This window comes from Chitinophaga sp. 01L420 (assembly GCF_056399985.1).
Genome location: NZ_JBFTSK010000004.1, coordinates 12964 through 33289, shown reverse-complemented (window position 1 = coordinate 33289; position 20326 = coordinate 12964). Strand labels below are relative to the sequence as shown.

20 protein-coding genes are annotated in these 20326 nt (G+C 44.6%); 10 read left to right on the top strand and 10 right to left on the bottom strand.

Annotation, left to right across the window (positions count from 1 at the left end; genetic code table 11):
- Positions 1 to 67: 67 nt before the first annotated feature.
- From AC1DP6_RS05420 to hemH, 4 genes are read right to left on the bottom strand one after another with little or no spacing between them, the layout of a single operon-like run.
- Entirely contained in the window at positions 68 to 379 is a 312-nt protein-coding gene (locus AC1DP6_RS05420) for an NAD(P) transhydrogenase subunit alpha part 2 (RefSeq protein ID WP_441572253.1), read from the bottom strand.
- A gap of 30 nt (positions 380 to 409) precedes the next feature.
- Entirely contained in the window at positions 410 to 1540 is a 1131-nt protein-coding gene (locus AC1DP6_RS05415) for a Re/Si-specific NAD(P)(+) transhydrogenase subunit alpha (protein WP_477053910.1), read from the bottom strand.
- Between the two features lie 60 nt (positions 1541 to 1600).
- Entirely contained in the window at positions 1601 to 2947 is a 1347-nt protein-coding gene (hemG, locus tag AC1DP6_RS05410) for a protoporphyrinogen oxidase (RefSeq protein WP_477053909.1), read from the bottom strand.
- A gap of 9 nt (positions 2948 to 2956) precedes the next feature.
- Positions 2957 to 4003, bottom strand: a complete 1047-nt coding sequence (gene hemH, locus AC1DP6_RS05405) for a ferrochelatase (protein ID WP_477053908.1) — start codon at positions 4001 to 4003, stop codon at positions 2957 to 2959.
- Between the two features lie 307 nt (positions 4004 to 4310).
- On the opposite strand from hemH, the gene hemA reads away from it, so the two are divergent.
- From hemA to hemL, 7 genes are all read left to right on the top strand, one after another.
- A complete protein-coding gene (gene hemA / locus AC1DP6_RS05400; protein ID WP_477021795.1) occupies positions 4311 to 5564 on the top strand; it encodes a glutamyl-tRNA reductase in 1254 nt (417 codons plus the stop codon).
- 4 nt (positions 5565 to 5568) lie between these two features.
- Positions 5569 to 6489 carry a hydroxymethylbilane synthase gene (gene hemC, locus AC1DP6_RS05395; RefSeq protein ID WP_477053907.1) on the top strand — a complete coding sequence of 307 codons (921 nt, stop codon included), beginning with the start codon at positions 5569 to 5571 and terminating at the stop codon, positions 6487 to 6489.
- Positions 6479 to 7261, top strand: coding sequence for a uroporphyrinogen-III synthase (locus AC1DP6_RS05390; RefSeq protein ID WP_477053906.1), 783 nt, complete (start codon positions 6479 to 6481; stop codon positions 7259 to 7261). The genes hemC and AC1DP6_RS05390 overlap by 11 nt, the downstream gene beginning before the upstream one ends.
- A complete protein-coding gene (hemE, locus tag AC1DP6_RS05385; RefSeq protein WP_477053905.1) occupies positions 7258 to 8286 on the top strand; it encodes a uroporphyrinogen decarboxylase in 1029 nt (342 codons plus the stop codon). Before AC1DP6_RS05390 ends, hemE begins: the two co-directional genes overlap by 4 nt.
- Before the next feature lie 99 nt (positions 8287 to 8385).
- A complete protein-coding gene (gene hemF, locus AC1DP6_RS05380; RefSeq protein ID WP_477053904.1) occupies positions 8386 to 9303 on the top strand; it encodes an oxygen-dependent coproporphyrinogen oxidase in 918 nt (305 codons plus the stop codon).
- A 22-nt stretch (positions 9304 to 9325) separates the two neighbouring features.
- Positions 9326 to 10297: a porphobilinogen synthase gene (gene hemB, locus AC1DP6_RS05375; RefSeq protein WP_441572262.1), complete on the top strand. Its 972-nt coding sequence runs from the start codon at positions 9326 to 9328 to the stop codon at positions 10295 to 10297.
- Positions 10298 to 10333: 36 nt separating this feature from the next.
- Positions 10334 to 11620 (top strand): glutamate-1-semialdehyde 2,1-aminomutase, encoded by a 1287-nt coding sequence (hemL, locus tag AC1DP6_RS05370; protein WP_477053903.1) that lies wholly within the window; start codon positions 10334 to 10336, stop codon positions 11618 to 11620.
- 82 nt (positions 11621 to 11702) lie between these two features.
- On the opposite strand, the gene AC1DP6_RS05365 is transcribed toward hemL, so the two are convergent.
- The 3 genes from AC1DP6_RS05365 to AC1DP6_RS05355 are packed head-to-tail and all read right to left on the bottom strand — an operon-like array spanning position 11703 to position 14082.
- Positions 11703 to 12497 (bottom strand): carboxylesterase family protein, encoded by a 795-nt coding sequence (locus tag AC1DP6_RS05365; RefSeq protein WP_477053902.1) that lies wholly within the window; start codon positions 12495 to 12497, stop codon positions 11703 to 11705.
- 35 nt (positions 12498 to 12532) lie between these two features.
- Entirely contained in the window at positions 12533 to 13330 is a 798-nt protein-coding gene (locus tag AC1DP6_RS05360; RefSeq protein WP_441572269.1) for an O-methyltransferase, read from the bottom strand.
- Between the two features lie 14 nt (positions 13331 to 13344).
- Positions 13345 to 14082, bottom strand: coding sequence for a glycosyltransferase family 2 protein (locus tag AC1DP6_RS05355; RefSeq protein WP_477053901.1), 738 nt, complete (start codon positions 14080 to 14082; stop codon positions 13345 to 13347).
- A 185-nt stretch (positions 14083 to 14267) separates the two neighbouring features.
- Between AC1DP6_RS05355 and AC1DP6_RS05350 the strand changes: the two genes are divergently transcribed.
- Positions 14268 to 15596 (top strand): hypothetical protein, encoded by a 1329-nt coding sequence (locus AC1DP6_RS05350; RefSeq protein WP_477053900.1) that lies wholly within the window; start codon positions 14268 to 14270, stop codon positions 15594 to 15596.
- 172 nt (positions 15597 to 15768) lie between these two features.
- Entirely contained in the window at positions 15769 to 16719 is a 951-nt protein-coding gene (locus tag AC1DP6_RS05345; RefSeq protein ID WP_477053899.1) for a LysR substrate-binding domain-containing protein, read from the top strand.
- A gap of 96 nt (positions 16720 to 16815) precedes the next feature.
- Here the strand turns inward: AC1DP6_RS05345 and AC1DP6_RS05340 are convergent, their stop codons facing one another.
- The 3 genes from AC1DP6_RS05340 to prmA form a co-directional block, all read right to left on the bottom strand.
- Entirely contained in the window at positions 16816 to 17619 is an 804-nt protein-coding gene (locus tag AC1DP6_RS05340) for a M48 family metallopeptidase (RefSeq protein WP_477053898.1), read from the bottom strand.
- Positions 17620 to 17726: 107 nt separating this feature from the next.
- Positions 17727 to 18368: a glycerol-3-phosphate 1-O-acyltransferase PlsY gene (gene plsY / locus AC1DP6_RS05335; protein ID WP_477053897.1), complete on the bottom strand. Its 642-nt coding sequence runs from the start codon at positions 18366 to 18368 to the stop codon at positions 17727 to 17729.
- A 118-nt stretch (positions 18369 to 18486) separates the two neighbouring features.
- Positions 18487 to 19311, bottom strand: coding sequence for a 50S ribosomal protein L11 methyltransferase (prmA, locus tag AC1DP6_RS05330; protein WP_477053896.1), 825 nt, complete (start codon positions 19309 to 19311; stop codon positions 18487 to 18489).
- A gap of 175 nt (positions 19312 to 19486) precedes the next feature.
- Here prmA and AC1DP6_RS05325 point away from each other — a divergent pair, with 175 nt between their 5' ends.
- Entirely contained in the window at positions 19487 to 20059 is a 573-nt protein-coding gene (locus tag AC1DP6_RS05325) for a hypothetical protein (protein ID WP_477053895.1), read from the top strand.
- Positions 20060 to 20326 lie beyond the last annotated feature (267 nt).

Below are 20326 nucleotides of genomic sequence, written 5' to 3'. Positions count from 1 at the left end.
ACATAACATCCCCTTCGCTGCATTTACTAAAAGCTAAAAGCTAATTGCTAACAGCTGGTTCGGTTTTCTATTTCTTTTTTCCTTTGAACATTTCCAGCATACGGTCTGTCACCACAAAGCCGCCCACTACATTGACCGTGCCCAGTATCACTGCCAGGAACCCGATGATCAGCGCCAGATAGTTATCTGATTCTGCCTTCCCCATCACAATGATAGCGCCTATAATCACCACACCGTGGATAGCATTGGCACCACTCATCAGGGGTGTATGGAGCACAGACGGCACTCTGGAAATCACTTCTACCCCCAAAAAAATGGACAGGATAACGATGTAAATCAGGTCAATATGCTGGTGAAGAAAAGTGAAAATATATTCCATGTTTAACGGGTGTTTTTACATTCCTAACTACTAAGCAGGCTGCATCATGCTTTTCACACGCTCATTCACAATTTCTCCGTTATGTGTGATACAGGCTCCCTTTACAATATCGTCCCCGAAATCCAGGTGCAGGGCTCCTTCTTTAGTGAGAATTAATTTCAGGAAATTGAATAGATTTTTTGCATACAACTTGCTGGCATCAGCTGGCATGGTCGCTGGCAGATTAGAGTTTCCTATGATGGTAACCCCATTATAATGCACGGTTTCATTGTTTTTAGTAACAGTGGTATTGCCACCGGTAGCTGCTGCCAGATCTACAATTACAACGCCGGCACGCATACGGTCCAGCATTTCATTGCTGATGAGTATAGGTGCAGCCTTGCCTGGAATCTGCGCAGTCGTAATCACGATATCTGCTTTGGCAATACTTTCTGCAATACGTTGTTGTTGCTGCTGTTTATAAGTTTCGCTTTGTTCTACCGCGTAACCACCGGCTGAGGAAGCATCTGCAGCACCTTCCACTTCTACGAATTTTGCACCCAGACTTATCACTTCTTCTTTCACTGCCGGTCTGGTATCAAACACTTCCACTACTGCCCCGAGGCGGCGGGCAGTGGCAATGGCCTGCAATCCGGCTACACCTGCACCCAGTATCAGTACTTTGGCAGGAGCAATGCTTCCTGCTGCCGTCATCAACATAGGAAAATAACGTGAATAGCTATACGCTGCGAGCAATACTGCCTTATAGCCGGCAATATTGGCCTGAGAGCTGAGTACGTCCATCACCTGCGCACGGGTGGTGCGGGGAATCGTATCTAAACTGAAAGCGGTAATATTTCTGGAAGCCCAGTACTCTACCTCGTTTACACGGTAGAGTGGCTGTAAGATACCGGCAATGATTTTACCGGCGGGAATCTGATCTGCCAGCTCCCGGGATGGAGGCTGCAGCGTAAAAATAATGTCTGCTCCGGAAAGAATGTCTGCTGCCGTTTTAACCAATGCTCCTGCCTGCATATAGGCGTCATCGTTATAGAAGGCATTGTCGCCGGCTCCCTGCTCCACCCACACGGTCACCGACATTTGCTGCAGTTGCTTTACTACTTCAGGTACAAGAGATACCCTGGTTTCGCCGTTTTTTTCCTTTAAAATTCCTGCAATCATCTGGTGGAAATTTATAATGGAATTTAAAGAAAAAACGGCAACAACGAACTATTTTTCTGATTAATTTTTCTTCAGCGAAGCGGCGAAAGTAGCGGCATATTGTAGTAAAGCCGGGATAGCCACGCCTTGCAGGTAATTCCCGCGGATATATATACCAGGATATTTTTTTTCAAAATCTGCTACCGCACTACGCAACTTAACATGCCCTACATTCAGTTGCGGAATGGCCTTTCCCCAGGTACTGAACTGCTGCATCACCGGTGGTGAAGATAAATGCAGCAGAGAAGTAATCTCTTCCACTACACGTTGTTGCCATGTTGCAGCATCCAGCTGATCAAACAGGTGCTCCTGTCTGGCCCCGCCCATAAACACTGTAAACAGTATTTTTCCTGCCGGGGCTTTCTCCGGAAAAATCGCTGAGTTGCAGATAGCTCCCAGGAAATGCATATTTTCTGCATGGGGTACCAGGAATCCAAAACCATCCAGCGGTTGTGGCAATGCTGCCGCATCAAAACCCAGGTGCAATACGCCCATACGCGGATAAGGGATGCCTCGCAGCAATGCCGCAGTGGCGGGATCCAGGGAAAGAATCGTTTCTGCGGTACTGTAAGCAGGGCTGGTCACCACTACTCTGGTAGCCACAAAGCTGGCAGAGACACCGTTTTCTACAGCACTGACCATATACCCGCTGCCCGCTTCACTGATACTGGTTACCTTACAATTAAAGCGCACCGGTGTTGTGAGCAATTGCTCCAAACGATTGGTGAGTACCTGGTTGCCTCCTTTGAAACTGATGATCTTTCTGCCGCTCATAGCCGCTTTATTCTTCATCAGCCCTTTGGTAACACTTCCGTATTCCTGCTCCCATCGCGGCAATGCAGGTAATACTTCGGCCATACTCATCCTGTCAGGATTACCGGCATAGATGCCCGATAATACCGGGTCAAATACATAATCTGCTATCTCTTTATTAAATCTCCTGGTAATAAAATCAGTCACCGTTTCCTCTGCTGATACAGGTGAGGACTTCCGGAATCTTTCGGTAAACAAACGCCACTTACTGCCACGACTCAGATAAGCCGAAGCCATGATTTTGAAGGGGTGTGGAGAAACCCCATGCAATTGATTGTTTCTGACGAGGAAACGATGTTTACTGGCGGCAGTAGCCTCCAGTATATCTGCTTCCAGACCCAGTTCCCGGAAGAACGTTAATATTTCCGGCGAGGCGGCAATGGTATTAGCGCCTGCATCCAACTCAAAACCATTCTCCCGGAAGGATTGCATTACGCCACCCGTATGACTGGATGCTTCCAGCACCAGGTAGGGCACCTGTTGCTTTTGTAGTTCATACGCAATACTCAGCCCGGCAATGCCGGCGCCGATAATCAATACGGGTTGTTCAGACATATGGAAAGATTAGACTACTTGTTCTTGTGCTATAATCTCCGTACAATATTTCACCACTGCTTTTACCCACATCGGATGAATATTCAGGCAGGGGATCATGGTAAATGTTTCACCACCACTATTCAGGAAAGAATGCTTTCCTTCTACCGCTATCTCTTCCAACGTTTCCAGGCAATCAGACACAAAAGCCGGACATACAATCAACAGCTTTTTCTTTCCCTCTGCAGGCAACGTTTCCAGCAAACCAGCCGTATAAGGCTTCAACCATTCTTCACGTCCCAGTCGCGACTGGAAAGAGATTCCCCATTTTTCACGGGGTAATCCCAGTTGCTCTGCTACCAGTTCCGTGGTAACGGTAATCTGGTGACGGTAACAGAAAGGATGTGAAGCCGATTTAACATGACAACAATCATTCACTTTCATACAATGGGCACCAGTAGGATCTGCTTTACGCATATGCCTTTCCGGTAAACCATGATAACTGAAAAGTATGTAATCATATTCCTGTTGCAGGTATGGACGCATACTTTCTGTTAATGCATTGATATAGTCCGGTTCATCATAAAACGGCGGAACGATGGACAATTTGAATTTATACTTCTTTTTCCGGTAGATCTCCTGCGCATATTCTACGGCTGTTTCATAAGAAGACATCGCATAATGCGGATACAACGGAAACAGTACGACTTCTTTCAGATCAGGATTTTGCTTCAACAGGTTGTTGTAAGCCACTTCCGGGCTGGGGTTGCCATAGCGCATAGCTATTTCCACCGGAATTTCCATATCGTTCTGTACAGCCATCTGTAATTGCCTGGTAAGTGCCACCAGCGGGGAGCCTTCTTCCCACCAGATAGATGCATAAGCTTTGGCAGATTGCTCCGCGCGCTTTGGAACGATGATACCCTCGATTAATATCTTACGAAACAACCATGGATAATCTATCACACGCTTGTCCATCAGGAACTCATTCAGATAACGCTTTACATCCGGTACGGTTGTAGAATCAGGCGATCCAAGGTTCATCAATACTATTCCAACATCAGATTTCGATACCATTTCTTATAAATTGGTGCAAAAGTAAGTAAAAAGCAGAAAGCTAAAAGCAAAAGCAATAAAGGGAATGACAATACAACAGCGCATATTCTAAAAATCAGTACTATCTTTACTGTCAGAAGCTTTATGCCTTTTGCTTTCAGCATTTCGCTCCGTTACTGTCATCCTATTGTAATGATTAAAAACTGATAAAAATCATTTTTTCCTCGTGCTGATTACCAGTAGTAGAAATGACACACTAATGACAGCCTAAACCCGTTTGTTTGGGACGTATGAAAGTACTTTTGCAACCGGAAGCTTATACAAGAACATGCAGGTCAGTCATTCAAAAGAAATAGCAAATTTTCATATTGTTGGGATCAACTATAAGAAAACAGACGCTGCTATCAGGGGATTATACGCCATCAATCCGGCTCAGTATCAACAACTCCTGGAGCATGCCAGGGCAGTACAACTAGACGATCTATTTGTACTATCCACTTGTAACAGAACGGAGGTATACGGATTTGCAGCCAATCCCGGGCAGCTGATAGACTTGCTATGCAGGGAATCAAACGGCGACAGAAGCCAACTGGAAGAATTAGCCTATATCAAGTCAGGAGAAGATGCCATCAGGCATTTGTACCAGGTAGGTACAGGTCTGGACTCCCAGATCCTCGGCGATTATGAAATCATAGGTCAGATACGCAACGCCACGAAGTTTGCCAAGGCACATCAATGCCTGGGTAGTTTCCTGGAAAGATTAGTGAACAGCGTATTGCAGGTTTCCAAACTTATTAAAACAGAAACAGGCCTCAGCAAAGGCACCGTATCTGTGGCATTCGCCACCGTAAGGATGCTGGAACGCATTTGTCCTGATGTAAAAGATAAAAAGATTGTGCTGCTGGGTGTTGGCAAAATAGGCCGCAACACCTGCAAAAACATGATCGAATACCTTGGTGTAAAAGAAGTGACCCTCATTAACCGCACCATGCAGGTAGCCGCAGATTTTGCAGATCAGCATGGATTGAAATACGCGCCCTACGAAAATATGGTCAGCGAAATGCAACAGGCGGATGTAATACTGGTAGCCTCTAATGCACCACAGCCCACTGTATTGGCTCATCATCTGCAAACATCATCGCCCAAACTGATTGTGGATCTTTCTATTCCATTTAACGTAGAATCTGCTGTAGGCGAGCTTTCCCATATCACCCTGGTGAATGTGGATGAACTTTCCAAGGTACAGGACGAAACGCTGCAGAACAGACTGGGTGAAGTACCAAAAGCCATTGCCATCATCGATGAACACATGGAGGAATTCCTCTACTGGTATAAAATGCGCAAGCACGCAGTGGTATTGAAAGCAGTGAAAGATAAACTGCATGAAATACATACCCGCGAAATAATGCAGCAGAAAAACGGAGGGCACTACAAAATAGAAGATATAGAACTGGTATCCTCCCGCATCATACAGAAAATGATTAATCTCATGGCAGGTAAAGTACGTAAGGAAACCGATAAGAGTGACCAGTACATTGCTATGATCAACGATATTTTTGAGACCGGAGTTAACCAGGAATAAAAAAATGGATAAAGTTATCAGGATAGGTACAAGAGAAAGTCAGCTGGCCTTGTGGCAGGCAAACCAGGTAAATGATCTGCTCACCGCACAAGGCTACCGCACCGAACTGGTACCCATCAAAAGCGAAGGCGATATTGACCTGGTCACGCCCCTTTACGAAATAGGCGTACAAGGCATCTTCACAAAAAGTCTGGACCTGGCACTGCTCAATAATCGTATAGACATTGCCGTTCATTCCTTCAAAGATGTTCCCACACAACTACCTAAACAAATCGTACACGCTGCCATACTCAAACGCGGCCCCGTAAAAGATTTGCTGGTATATAAAACAAATACGGATTTCCTGGAACAACGGGACTATGTTGCCAACATTGCCACCAGCAGTGTACGCCGCAAAGCACAGTGGCTCCGCAAATATCCACAACATCAGCTGCACAATCTGCGCGGCAATGTAAACACCCGCTTACAGAAACTGGCCAACGAAAACTGGGACGGCGCCATCTTTGCAGTGGCAGGCCTGGAAAGAATTAATGTACGCCCTGCTACTTCCATCGATCTCGACTGGATGCTGCCAGCTCCCGCACAAGGCGCGGTAGTAGCCGTATGCAGAGAAGACGACACCTTCTGCCTGGAAGCATGCGCTGCTTTCAATCACGAAGAAACAGCCCTGGCCACACATATAGAACGCGAATTTTTACGTACCCTGATGGGCGGCTGCACCACCCCTATCAGCGCATACGCTTATATACAAAACAATACCGTACATTTCAACGGCGAACTTTGCAGCCTCGACGGGACCGGCTTTTTCAGCACCTCCCGCGAAGTACCACTGACACAGGCACAACACCTGGGCCAGGAAGCAGCGGAAGAGATTATGGCGCAGGGTGGCGCTGAAATTGTAGCACAGATCAGAAATGCAAAATGATAAATACCGCATATTAAGCACCAGGCATTTAACAGACAGCTCTATCGCTGTGGCTGGTGAAAGTGGTATTCTCATAGAAGTAAAAGATTTTATCCAGATAAAGCCAATCACACTTCCCGCATTGAAAGGAAGTATTCCAAGCTGGAACAATAGCAGTATATCTGATATTTTCCAGCCACCCCACGTCTCTGTTTTTACAAGCGCCAACACCGTAAAAGTGTTGGAACAACACTATTTCAGCATAAACGGCTTCAGAAATAATGGTCTCCATACTTTTTTCAATACAAGGAATGCCAATATCTGCTGTATCTCCGGCAAAACGCTGCAAAAAGCCATGGAGGCATTTCCGGATTGCAACATACTGGCGTCTTCATCCTACGGAAGTGAACTCGCCACTGCTATCATTGCACTGGGAAACATCACGGAAGTAAATTTCTATTGCGGCAATCAGCGGCGGGATGAATTACCTGCCGGATTAAAACAGGCTGGGATCCGGGTTAATGAGTATGTCATCTACGAAAATATACCGTCACCGGCAGTTACGGCAGAAGATTATGATGGCCTGTTTTTTTTCAGCCCCAGCGCTGTAAAAAGTTATCTGTCCGCCAACAGACTTCATAGCAAAACCGTTTGTTTCGCTATCGGCAGAACAACGGCCACCGAACTGAGAGAATACACCGACAACAAGATTATAATGAGCACCGACATCAGCGAAGATGCGATGGTGCAAACAGCTATATTTTATTTTAACAACATTAACTGCTACGAATGAGCGCATTGAAGAACGACTTATTGCTGAAGGCCCTTAAAGGTGAAACTGTTTCCCGCACGCCCGTATGGATGATGCGCCAGGCTGGTCGCTATCTCCCGGATTATATTAAACTGCGTGATAAATATACTTTTTTCGAACGCTGCGAAAATCCGGAACTGGCAACAGAAATAACAGTCATGCCGGTAGACCAGGTAGGTGTAGATGCTGCGATTATTTTTTCTGATATCCTTGTAGTTCCGCAAGCCATGGGTATGGAAGTACAGCTGGTAGAAAAAGTAGGTCCCTTACTGCCTGCCCCTATTAAAACCGCGCAGGACCTTCAACGTTTATGCGTTCCCGATGTACAGGAAAGATTACACTACGTATTTGAAGCACTGGCCCTCACCAAAAAAACACTCGATGGCCGCGTGCCGTTGATTGGCTTTGGTGGCGCTCCCTGGACTTTACTCTGCTACATGGTACAGGGCAAAGGCTCCAAAACTTTTGATGAAGCAAAAGCATTCTGCTACCAGCAACCTGCAGTAGCACATCAGCTGTTGCAAATGATCACCGATACTACCATCGCTTACCTGAAAGCACAGGTAGCCGCCGGCGCAGATACCGTACAGGTATTTGACTCATGGGGTGGCTTGCTCAGCCCACAGGATTTTGAAATCTTCTCTTTACAATATATCCGCCAGATAGTGGCGGCGATGAAGGATGTTTGTCCTACCATCGTATTTGCCAAAGGTGCCTGGTTTGCACTGGAAGACATGGCCGCTACCGGCGCTCATGGCCTGGGCATAGACTGGTGCATTAAGCCTGAACTGGCGCGTCAGTTTGCCGGCAGCAACATCACCCTGCAGGGCAATTTTGATCCGGCTAAATTACTGGCACCAATTCCGGAAATTGAAAAGGCTGTGAAAGAAATGCTGAAAGGATTTGGCAGACAACGTTACATTGCTAACCTCGGTCATGGCATTTTACCAAATGTACCGGTAGATCATGCCAGAGCATTTGTGGAAACAGTTAAAGCACACGGATAATGATCCAGCCCTTAGCTATTGGCTGTTAGCTCTTAGTGACTCATAGCAGCTCAATACTAACTGATAAATAACAAAACAAACTAAAAGCTAATTGCTAAAATGATAAAAGCTGCATTCATCGCCTTCATACACGGCCTGCAGGACGATATCTGTGCCGCACTGGAAAAAGCAGATGGTAAAGCTACCTTCCGCGAAGACCAGTGGGAACGCCCCGGTGGTGGTGGCGGTAAATCACGTGTAATCGCCAACGGTAATGTATTTGAAAAAGGCGGCGTAAGCACCTCTATCGTACACGGCGAATTACCAGAAGCCATGGCACAACAGTTTGGTGTTACCAACAGCCAGTTTATGGCCTGTGGTATCTCCCTGGTGATTCATCCGCTGAATCCTTTTGTGCCTACAGTACATGCCAATTTCCGCTACTTTGAACTATATGCACAGGACGGAACTTTGAAAGACAGCTGGTTTGGTGGTGGCGCCGATCTTACACCCTACTACCTGGCCGAAGAAGATGGTATTCATTTTCACCAGACCTTTAAAAATGCCTGTGATCCTTTTGGTGCAGACCTCTATCCAAAATATAAAAAACACTGCGATGAATATTTTATCAATAAACATCGCAACAACGAAGCACGTGGTATAGGTGGTATATTTTTCGATTACCTGCGCCCCGATGAAAACACCACTGCTGAAGAACGGCTGGCCTTCTCCAAAGCCAACGGCAACGCTTTCCTGGATGCCTACATCCCCATTGTGGAAAAAACTAAAAACCTGCCCTATACAGAAGCACACAGAAGCTGGCAGGCGTATAGACGTGGCCGTTATGTAGAGTTCAATCTCATTCACGACAGAGGAACACTTTTTGGTTTAAAAACCAATGGCCGCACCGAGTCGATTTTGATGAGTCTGCCGCCGGTAGCCCGCTGGGAGTATGATTTCCATACCACACCGGGAAGTCCTGAAGCACAACTACAGGAGTTTTTAAAACCACGAGACTGGATAAAGCCCACTATATAAAAACAATAAAATTTTTATAAAGATGATCAGAAGAAACAGAATTTTAAGAGTATCTCCCGCCATTCGTGCAATGGTAGCGGAAACAATTGTAAGGCCCAGCGATTTCATCGCGCCGTTATTTGTTACCGAAGGAGAAAATGTGAAGGAAGAGATCAGCTCTATGCCAGGTTATTTCAGGTATTCGCTGGACCTTACCATTAAGGAAGCCAAAGAACTCTGGAGCCTGGGTATTAAAAGTGTGTTGCTGTTTGTAAAAGCACTGGATAGTGTAAAAGATAACAAAGGAACAGAAGCCGTTAATCCGGACGGATTAATGCAACGTGCTATCCGTGGTATCAAAAATGCCATCCCCGACATGATTGTGATGACGGATGTGGCACTGGATCCTTACTCCTCTTACGGCCATGATGGTATTGTGGATGGTACTGAAATTGTGAACGATCCTACCGTAGAAGTACTGGCCCGTATGAGCCTGAGCCATGCACAGGCAGGTGCTGACTTTGTAGCCCCCAGCGATATGATGGACGGCCGCATTCTGGCTATCCGTAACATCCTGGAAGAAAATGGTTTCGATAAAACAGGTATCATGGCTTATAGCGCCAAATATGCGTCCTGCTTTTATGGCCCATTCCGTGATGCACTGGATTCTGCCCCCGGCTTCGGCGATAAAAAAACATACCAGATGGACTACGCCAATTCCCGCGAAGCCATCAAGGAAACACTGATGGATATTGAAGAAGGTGCTGACATTGTAATGGTAAAACCAGCGATGGCTTATCTTGATATCATGCGCATCATTAAAGATCGTACTACCGTTCCCGTTAGTGCGTATCACGTGAGCGGTGAATATGCGATGATTAAAGCAGCAGCGGAAAGAGGATGGCTCGATGAAAATAAAGCGATCCTGGAAAGCATGACCAGCATGAAACGTGCGGGCGCGGATCTGATTGCTACTTACTTTGCAAAGGATGCCGTAAAACTGCTGAATGCATAATTCCCTATATTGCGTAAAATAATAAACCACCAACAGATGTACAGCAAAAGTGAAATGTTATTCGGGAAAGCAAAGCAGGTAATTCCCGGCGGTGTTAACTCTCCCGTACGAGCATTTAAAAGCGTAGGCGGCACACCCGTATTTATGGAACGCGCAAAGGGCGCCTACATGTACGATGTAGATGGCAATCAGTATATTGATTATATCAATTCGTGGGGCCCGATGATCCTCGGTCATGCTTATGAACCGGTGATAAAAGCCATACAGGAATATGCCACTTACTCCACCTCTTTTGGTGCACCCACTGAACTGGAAATAAAGATCGCAGAACTGATCGTATCCATGGTGCCTAATATTGATATGGTACGCATGGTGAACTCCGGCACCGAAGCCTGTATGACAGCGCTGAGACTGGCCAGAGGCTATACCGGCCGTAACAAGTTTATCAAATTTGACGGTTGCTACCATGGTCACGCAGATGCATTCCTGGTAAGTGCCGGCAGTGGTGTAGCGACCCTGGGTATACAATCTGTTCCCGGTGTAACAGCCACCGTAGCACAGGATACACTCACTGCTCCCTATAATAATTTACCTGCGGTAGAACAACTTGTAGCGGAACATGGCGCCGATATCTGTGCTATCATTATAGAACCGGTAGCTGGTAACATGGGCTGTATTCTGCCACAACCGGGATTCCTGGACGGACTGCGCAAGATCTGCGATGAAAATAATATACTCCTCATCTTTGATGAAGTGATGACCGGCTTCAGGCTGGCACGTGGTGGTGCACAGGAATTACTGGGCATCAAAGCCGACCTGGTGACCTTCGGAAAAATAATTGGCGCCGGTATGCCGGTAGGAGCTGTAGCAGGTCCGAAAGAAATCATGGAAAATCTGGCCCCGGCCGGAAAGGTATACCAGGCGGGCACCTTAAGCGGCAACCCTATCGCCATGATTGCCGGATATACACTGCTTCAAACACTCAACGACAATCCCGTCATTTACCAGCAACTGGAAGAAAAAGCCAGCTACCTCGTAAACGGATTAAAAGAAGCATTTGGCGCTGCAGGTATTGTACACAGCATCAACCAGATGGGATCTATGCTGAGTGCACATTTCACAGAATATCCTATCGTGGATTTCTCCGCTGCCTCTGCTGCCAACAATGAATTATTTAAACGTTTCTTCCATGCTATGCTGGAACGTGGTGTATATCTGCCGCCTTCCGCCTTCGAAAGCTGGTTTATGAGTAATGCACTCACCACCGAAGACCTGGACAAAACAATTGCTGCCGCTAAATCTGCCATGCAGGCAATCAAATAGTTAACAATTCAATCCTGTGCTGAGTGGAAAAGGCTGTCTCTCTACAAGAGACGGCCTTTTACTTTTTACCGGTCATCTATTGCTATTTCCTTTTATGTTCAAACAACCAGGTCATTAATCCTGGTTCTACAAAGGCATTATCCCAGCTGTTATGTCCTACACCGGGATATTCGGTATACTTCTCTTCTGCACCCAGTGCTTTCAGTTTGGCATCATATGCTCTGGAAGCATCCACAGGCACTACTTTATCTTCACCACCATGGAAGATCCAAACCGGTACTTTTTTAGCAAACCGGCCCGCTTCTGCTACATTGCCTGCACCACAAATAGGAAAGGCAGCCGCAAATAATTTAGGTCTTGTGCTGATCATATAAAAAGTACCCATACCACCCAGGGACAGGCCGCCAATGTAAACGCGTTTGGTATCAATTTTCCCGCTGGCCAGCAAGCTGTCCAGTAAGGGATTAAGTAAGGCTGTAGGTGGCGTGGGCCCCTCATTCAGTGGAAAATCGCCACGGATGATTTTCCCGGTGCTGTCGCGGTCAAATTTCATGGGTGCCCAGGTTTGATTAGGCGGACATTGCGGAAAGAGTACAAAGGCGGGGTAGTTGGTGCGGATACTGTCTCGCAGGAACATATCACCTCCATGCAGCAGCTGGGCATTATTATCAGCACCTCTTTCCCCTGCTCCATGTAAAAAAATAATCAGGGGATATTTTTTATGAGCGTCATAGTTGGCTGGCAACAGCAAACGATAACGAAGGGTATCACCTTTACGGCTAAACGACTGATAAGTATACTGCGGAAGATCCTGTGCAGCTGCTATCATACCGGTTGTCAGCAGACAGCTCAGGAGAAAGATTTTCATATAACGCATATCGGGAAGTTTATACCCAATATACTACCGGAAAATCAGTATTTCAGCGTGAAATGCTGTTTGATCTTAAAATCTTTCCGGAAAAACACCAACCCTATGAAAAACAGGTCGATAGTCATCGTGACCTGCGGATGCTCCTGTATGGTATGCCAGGCGGCTTCCATATCAGGTGTCCAGTGGATATCATCAAAAATAAAAACGGAATACTCGTCTGCAAACTGCAGGCACTGCTCAAAATAAGCCAGTGTAGGCTCTTTACGGTGATTACCGTCTATATATACCCAGTCAGGCAGCTGCATCTGCTTCAATACATCAGGTAAAACGGTATCAAAATTACCGGTTACCTGCTCAATGTTCTTAATATGGAGGGCTTCAAAATTCTTAGCTGCACGGGCCGCTATGTTAGGGCAGCCTTCAATGGTAAATATTTTGGCATGCGGAGCCGCTTTGGCCATATATGCCGTAGAAAGGCCCATAGAAGTCCCCAATTCCAGGATACGACCCGGCTGGAGGTATTGTATCAGCCGGTAGAATAACTGCCCGAATTTAGGCTGTTTTGCCGCATAACGGGTAATATCCCGTACCCGGCGTTCATTACCGGCTGATATCAGTGAGCCTGCTCCCAGGTCGGTGACCTGTAGCGTTTCATTACTTTGCAGTAGTTGTTTGCGCAACTGTTCTATTTCTCCAAAAGCTGCATGCTGCTTTTTATCCAGCAATACATCTTCTATCAATGCATACACAAAAGGTGAATGTACATCGTGGCGATTGCCTGAAGTGAAATAATATTTGAGATACTTCCCGGCTAAATTATACTGTTGCGCTAAACCCACTGGCTATATTAATTTTAATAAATCTTTCCTTTCATCATGCCCCACATATGCAAACGATGCTGCAGGGATACTCTCAATACACCCAGGCCGTAAATAGCACTGCGCTTGAAATTAATACTGGAGGCTTCGTCAAAATATTTGGTAGGACAGGTTACTTCTGCAATATCGTATCCTTTCATAAATATCTGCGAAACCATTTCATTATCGAAAACAAAATCGTCATTATCAGCCATATAGTTGATATCACGCAGCACTTCCGCAGAAAATGTCCGGTAGCCGGTATGGTATTCACTCAGTTTCTGACCAATCAGGATATTTTGTGTTAATGTTAAGAAACGATTAAATATGTACTTATACATAGGCATTCCCCCCTTCAGGGCGCCTTTACCAAGGATCCTTGAGCCGAACACCACCGGATACACATCATTGGCAATGATACTGCACATCGCTATAATGAGCTTAGGCGTATATTGATAGTCGGGATGCAGCATCACTACTATATCAGCGCCTAACTCAAGCGCCTTATTATAACAGGATTTCTGGTTACCGCCATAACCCTTGTTGTTATCATGACGGATCAGGTGTCTTATACCCAGTTGTTTTCCAACCTCCAGGGTATCATCCTTACTGGCATCATCCACCAGTACCACGTCATCAACGATTTCAAAAGGAATCTCCCGGAATGTTTTTTCCAGCGTAAGCGCTGCGTTGTAGGCCGGTAATACAACCACAATCTTTTTGTTATTAAGCATGAAAGTGGATCAAATTTGGACGCAAAGGTAAGTCACCTGCCGATAATTCAAAATATATATGGAAAAGCATTATTTCACCACCTATCATGATTTAATTTTAACTGTTATTAATTATTTATCTTTGCCTGATGATGTTTTTGGCATCATATTTTCTTAAATTTTTGTTAACAAAAAGCAAAAACAACATGTTAAAACACCTACCAACGGAAATGAAGCATGATAAACGCTTGACTGCCAAGCCCGATGAGTCATTACCGTTAGTACACCTGGCCCAAAGATTCTTCACTACAGGATGGATTAAATTTATACCAGCACCTCTTGTTTTACTTTTTACTTTTCAAACGGTGTATGCACAGGATCCGGAACTGAAAGGAACCGTTGCTCCTGTTATCAAAACTCAGGATACCACTATCCGTAAACTATTGGAAGAAGTACAGCGGATCACGGATAATGACAAGCAAAATTCCAATGCCATACAGGCATTGCTGCAGGGAAAGGACTTCGATAATATGACCAAATATGACCTGATCAAAAATAATATTATCAATGCCAGCGAAACTTATTACCTGCTTAACAAAAAAATAATTGATCTCAAGTCCCGCACCACTACCAACAACCTGGATGTATTCATCACTTCACTGAATAACCCCGAAAGTAAAGCGCTCGGGTTTTCACTGAGCGATCGCATTGTTGAGCTGGTAGAAAAAATCATTCTTAAAAATAAAGGGGATAAAAGCGAGAAGAATTCTAAAATCGTAGAGTCTACCAAGTCAATTATCAACAGCCCTATTTTCCAAAGCTTTACTTCCCTCACACCACCACTGGCCATTGCCAATTCGGTGATGAACTTCCTGCACAGTGTGAGCGTAAATAACAAACAGATTAATCAGAAGTCATTACAGGATTTCGAAAAAGAGCTGAACAAATATGTAGTGTATTACACCGCATTAAATGATGCCAATCAGAAATTCGAATATGGCCTCAACTTTAATAAAGATCAGTTAAGTCTCCTGCAGGACAACTTATTTGATCACCTGTCCTTCACGGCTACATCCATGAAGTTCCCCGCCCCTCAAAAGGGCAATCAGAGCCTGAGTCAGACAATGAACGAATATTTCATTGATTTCAGAAAAGAAAAAGTGGTGGATTATTTCAATAAACTGGAAGAAAAATATTCCAAAGGCAAGCGGATAGATTATGAATCCCTGCTGCGTGAAAATTCTTCCCTGAAAGAAGTCAACAACCAACTGGAAGACCTGGTACTGCAAACCAAAAGATTCGAAAATCTTTATAATGAGTATTTCACTTTGCTGGATTCTTACTACACCAAAGTAAATAACTCCCTGAAGATTGCCCAGGATAACGGACTGGCAGATAAGAGCATTATTGACACCAAACAAGCTGAATTCAGAAACCTGAAGACAGAAGCAGTGGGCGAAATTCAAGCCTCTATCAATATCCGTGAACTGTATAGCAATACAGAAAAGAYCAAGTACAGATACAGAATATTTTAGAATTACGAATTTCAAATTACGAATTACGGATTTGTCAGAAGACGGTAAACGCGGAGATCTTCTCTCGCTCCCGTCTTCTGACAAATCCGTAATTCGTAATTTGAAATTCGTAATTCTTTTTCATCGTCCTATAGATTTTATTGATACCTTCGTGGGATCAATTTAGAGGAAAATGACGACAGTTCAATTGGAGTATATTGTTGCGGTAGATACTTACAGAAGTTTTATCATGGCAGCAGAGAAATGCTTTGTGACCCAGCCAACGCTAAGCATGCAGATACAAAAACTGGAGGATGAATTAGGCATTAAATTGTTTGATCGTAGCAAATTACCGGTAGTCCCTACTGAAATAGGTATTTCTGTGGTAGCACAAGCAAGGATTATTATCAAGGAAAATGCCCGCATCCGGGAAATCATTGCAGACCAGAAAAAAGAAGTACAGGGCAACCTGAAAGTAGGCATTATCCCTACACTGGCTCCCTATCTGCTGCCCCGCATTCTCACCGGGTTCATGAAAAAATATCCGAAGGTAAAACTGGAAATATGGGAATACCCGACAGAACAGATTATGCAACAGCTGAAACAGGAACTGCTGGATTGCGGTTTACTGGCCACTCCCCTGCATAACCCTCACCTGGAAGAACATCCCCTGTTCTACGAATCCTTTGTAGTATACACTGYCAAAAGCAATGCTTTATACGAGAAGAAAATAGTGAAAGCAGAAGAGCTGGACATCAAAGATGTATGGCTGCTGAATGAAGGACATTGTATGCGCAACCAGGTGCTGAATATCTGTAAAGATAAATTCACCATGGGCGATAACAAAAACCTGGAATACAATACAGGTAGTGTGGAAACCCTGAAAAGAATGGTGGACCTCAACGAAGGATATACCATTTTACCAGAGCTGTCCTTACAGGATCTTACTACCCGGCAACTGAATATGGTACGCTACTTTAAGGCGCCGGAACCAGTACGGGAAATCAGTCTCGTTACCCACCGCCACTTTATAAAGCAAGCGCTGATAGAGGCTTTCAAGAAAGAAATCCTGGCGCATGTACCAGAGAAAATGAAAGTGCAGAAGAATAAAAAAGTAATAGATATTATTACAGAGAAAGCATAAGGCACAAAGTAAAAAGCTATTAAGGCGAATGAATAGAGCGGAACATATTCGCTTTATTCATTCGCCTTAATAGCTTTTTACTTTATCCTTTATGCTTTACACTTTTCCCGGTGTATAATACTTCATCGCTTCCGGCATCAGCTGCTGCAATTTCTGTACACGGGTAGCATCGCTGGGGTGCGTACTCAGAAACTCAGGTGGCTTTTGTCCCTTGCTCATATTTGCCATGCGTGTCCAGAAAGGAATGGATTCCTGTGGATTGTATCCGGCCATCGCCATAAATATAACACCCAGGTGATCGGCTTCGAGTTCATTGGCACGTGAAAACGCCAGCATGCCCATATTACCACCTACACCAAAAGCCTGATTAAACAGGTTTACAGCAGTGGGGTTTTTATTCAGCGCCACAGCACCTGCCACCTGAATCCCCTGCACTACCAGTCCCTGGCTCATACGCTCGTTACCGTGACGGGCGATAGCATGCGCTATTTCATGTCCCATTACGCAGGCCAGTGCCGTTTCATTTTGTGTAACAGGCAGCAGACCGGTATATACTACTACTTTACCACCTGGCATGCACCAGGCATTCACTTCTTTATTATCTACGAGGTTGAATTCCCATTTATAACTGGCTACTTCGTTGCCCATATTGTTTTGGGTCATGTACCTGGTAACAGCGGCAGCAATGCGCTGCCCCACTCTTTTTACCATTTCAGCATCTTTACTGGTTGTTTGAGCCACCACCTTGTTGGACGATAAAAAACTCTGATACTCCTGCAGTGCCATTGACTGCATAGTACTTTCAGGAAGGAGGTTCAACTGACTGCGGCCAGTAATAGGAACGCGCGAACAGGCGGCTAATGCAAGGCTAGCAGTAAAGAATAAGACATACTTTTTCATGGGAGCATTAATTTAAATCGCGTTAAACGCAAAAAGCACAAAGCAAAAAGCATGCACATTTTATTGGCCATCGCTTCCAGCTTCATGCTTTTACTATATAACTATAACTAGTTTTTGTCCTTTTTATTCTTAAATAACGGCACTTTACTCTCGACTCCTTTCAACAATCGTGTAATGTTTTTCTGATGGGTTAATACCACCATCAGCGCCACAGCTATAGCGAAGATGCGATAAAATATCTCAGGCTCATTAAAAATATAAAGGATCAGTATCGGAAATGCGATGCTGGCAATAATAGAACTGAGAGATACATATCTTGTTAAAAACAGGATCATTAAGAAAACACCTACACAGCATAAAGCAACCAGTGGCTGAATAGCCAGTACCAGGCCAAACAGGGTGGCAATACCTTTACCTCCTTTAAAATTTGCCCAGATAGGGAAAATATGACCTACTACAGCAGCCAGGCCAAGTCCGATCTGAAGATTTACCAGCTGCGTGAGATTAGTATGGTCCTGATAATAAGGGGCCAGATAAGCTAAACGTACTGCTAACACGCCTTTCAGCATGTCAACTACCATTACAAAAGTACCGGCCTTAGGACCCAGTACCCTAAAAGTATTGGTAGCACCGGCATTGCCGCTACCATACTCCCTGATATCCATACCAAAAACGCCTTTACTTACCCAGACAGCTGTGGGAACAGATCCGATCAGATAAGCACCAATAAGCAATAAAATTTCTACCATCACTACAAGTTAGGAATGCTAAGATAACAAATTCTGTGTTAAAATAGAGACAATATTAGAAAAGATTATAACACAAAAGTTGGATTATCAACACTTTTTATATGTAACTTTTACTCTATTACGGTACAGGCACTTCAAATTGCAGGGCGAGCCAGTTATCCTTTTCGATCCTCTTTTCCTTTACAAATCCCTGTAAAACAGCGGCGGCTACAATATTTTCTTCATCGGTAGGTAAGATGCCACTTAACAGTAATTTGCCTCCAGGTTGAATCAGGCCGTGCATATCCCCCATAAATTGTAATAAGATGTTACAGTTGATATTCGCCAGCAATATATCATATTTTTCGGTAATGGCATCAAGCCGATCCGCCTGCCATACTTTTACTTTACTCATCTGGTTAGCGGTAATATTCTCCAGCGTATTGTTTACGGCCCATTCATCATAGTCAATAGCATCTGCTGTGGCCGCTCCCATCATTTCAGCCAGTAWAGCCAGTATACCTGTACCGGTGCCAAAATCAAATACTTTTTTACCCACAAAATCGATGTCTTCCATCAGCTTTATCATGGAAGAAGTAGTGGCGTGATGCCCCGTACCAAAGGCCATTTTAGGTGTAATCACAATCTCATAGGCTGGTTTGGGGTTAAAAGGAGGATGAAAATCCGCCCGGATTCCGCAAAAATCATCTACCTGCACAGGCTCAAAATTACTCTCCCACAACGCATTCCAGTTAGCAGGTAAAATAGTTTCTTTTGTATAGGTAACTCCCTGAGGCTGCAGGATTTCCTGCAACGCTGCTTCATCAAAATCAGTTTCCGGAATGTAAGCGATGAGGGCATCCGTTTGCTCTTCAAATCCCTCATAATTCAACACAGATAATTGCGCAATCAACAGGTCAGACTGCTCTGCACCTGCACGCATCGTAATAGCAATGTAAGACATAGAGGGCAAAGATAGCCATTAGCCGCTAGCTTTCAGCGGCTAACAGGTAGCTAATCGGCTGATATAACGATAATTTATAGGCGGCTTACCTATATCCACCTGACACAGGGACTGTCTTTATACATATTAATGTGAATAGTATTATATTTGATTAATAAATAATATTAAATATCCTATGAAAGCACTATTCCTCCTGCTGGCCGGCGTGGCGTTGTCCATATCCGGAATGGCCCAGGTTATCAAAGTAAGACAACCTGTAGAACCGATCATCGACTCTATTGTGTATCAAACCGAGAATGTAACACTGATCTTCGAACGGAGCAATCTCCGCGATTATATGGTAAGCATGGACACTACGCTCCGCAACGCCAAATACAGCAATAAAGTGTTCAATAGTGTGCAGTTTACCCGCCTGAATGCCATTGATATGGGTAATCACTTCCGTAAAGCTTATTGCTACCTGGAAGATACCACCAACAAGGACTTCAGCTATAGTACGGGCAGAATGAACATGTTATGGGCCGAAGACGGTGGTATCATGTTACCATACGTAGAAGAAATACTACCGGATCTGCTGGCAGCAGGAACCGTGAGAGTGATCGACAGAAGTACCAAAGCATTGCAACCCGCCTATAAAATGATTGCAGAACCTATAGACGGTAGTAACTACCGGGTATTCCGCTTAAACAGTGGCCGGGAAATTTTCCGTGAAAGCACTTTCCGGGTAGAGCAGCTAACAAAGCGGTAACGAGTAATTACCGGACGGTCGACCGCTAAAAACAAATAAAAACGGAAATTTAAGGCCATTAAAGCGCATTAATTTGACTGAAAGTGGTGTATCGCGCGAAAAACGGAAATATTGGAGCGTTTCGCCAATAAAAGCCAGATGAAAGTTAAAAATGCAACAAAAACGGAAATTTCACACCTTTTCCCATTAAAAATAAAAATGCAGCGAAGAAGAAGATTGATCACTCCTTCTTCGCTGCATTTTTACTAACAGCTAAAAGCTAATGGC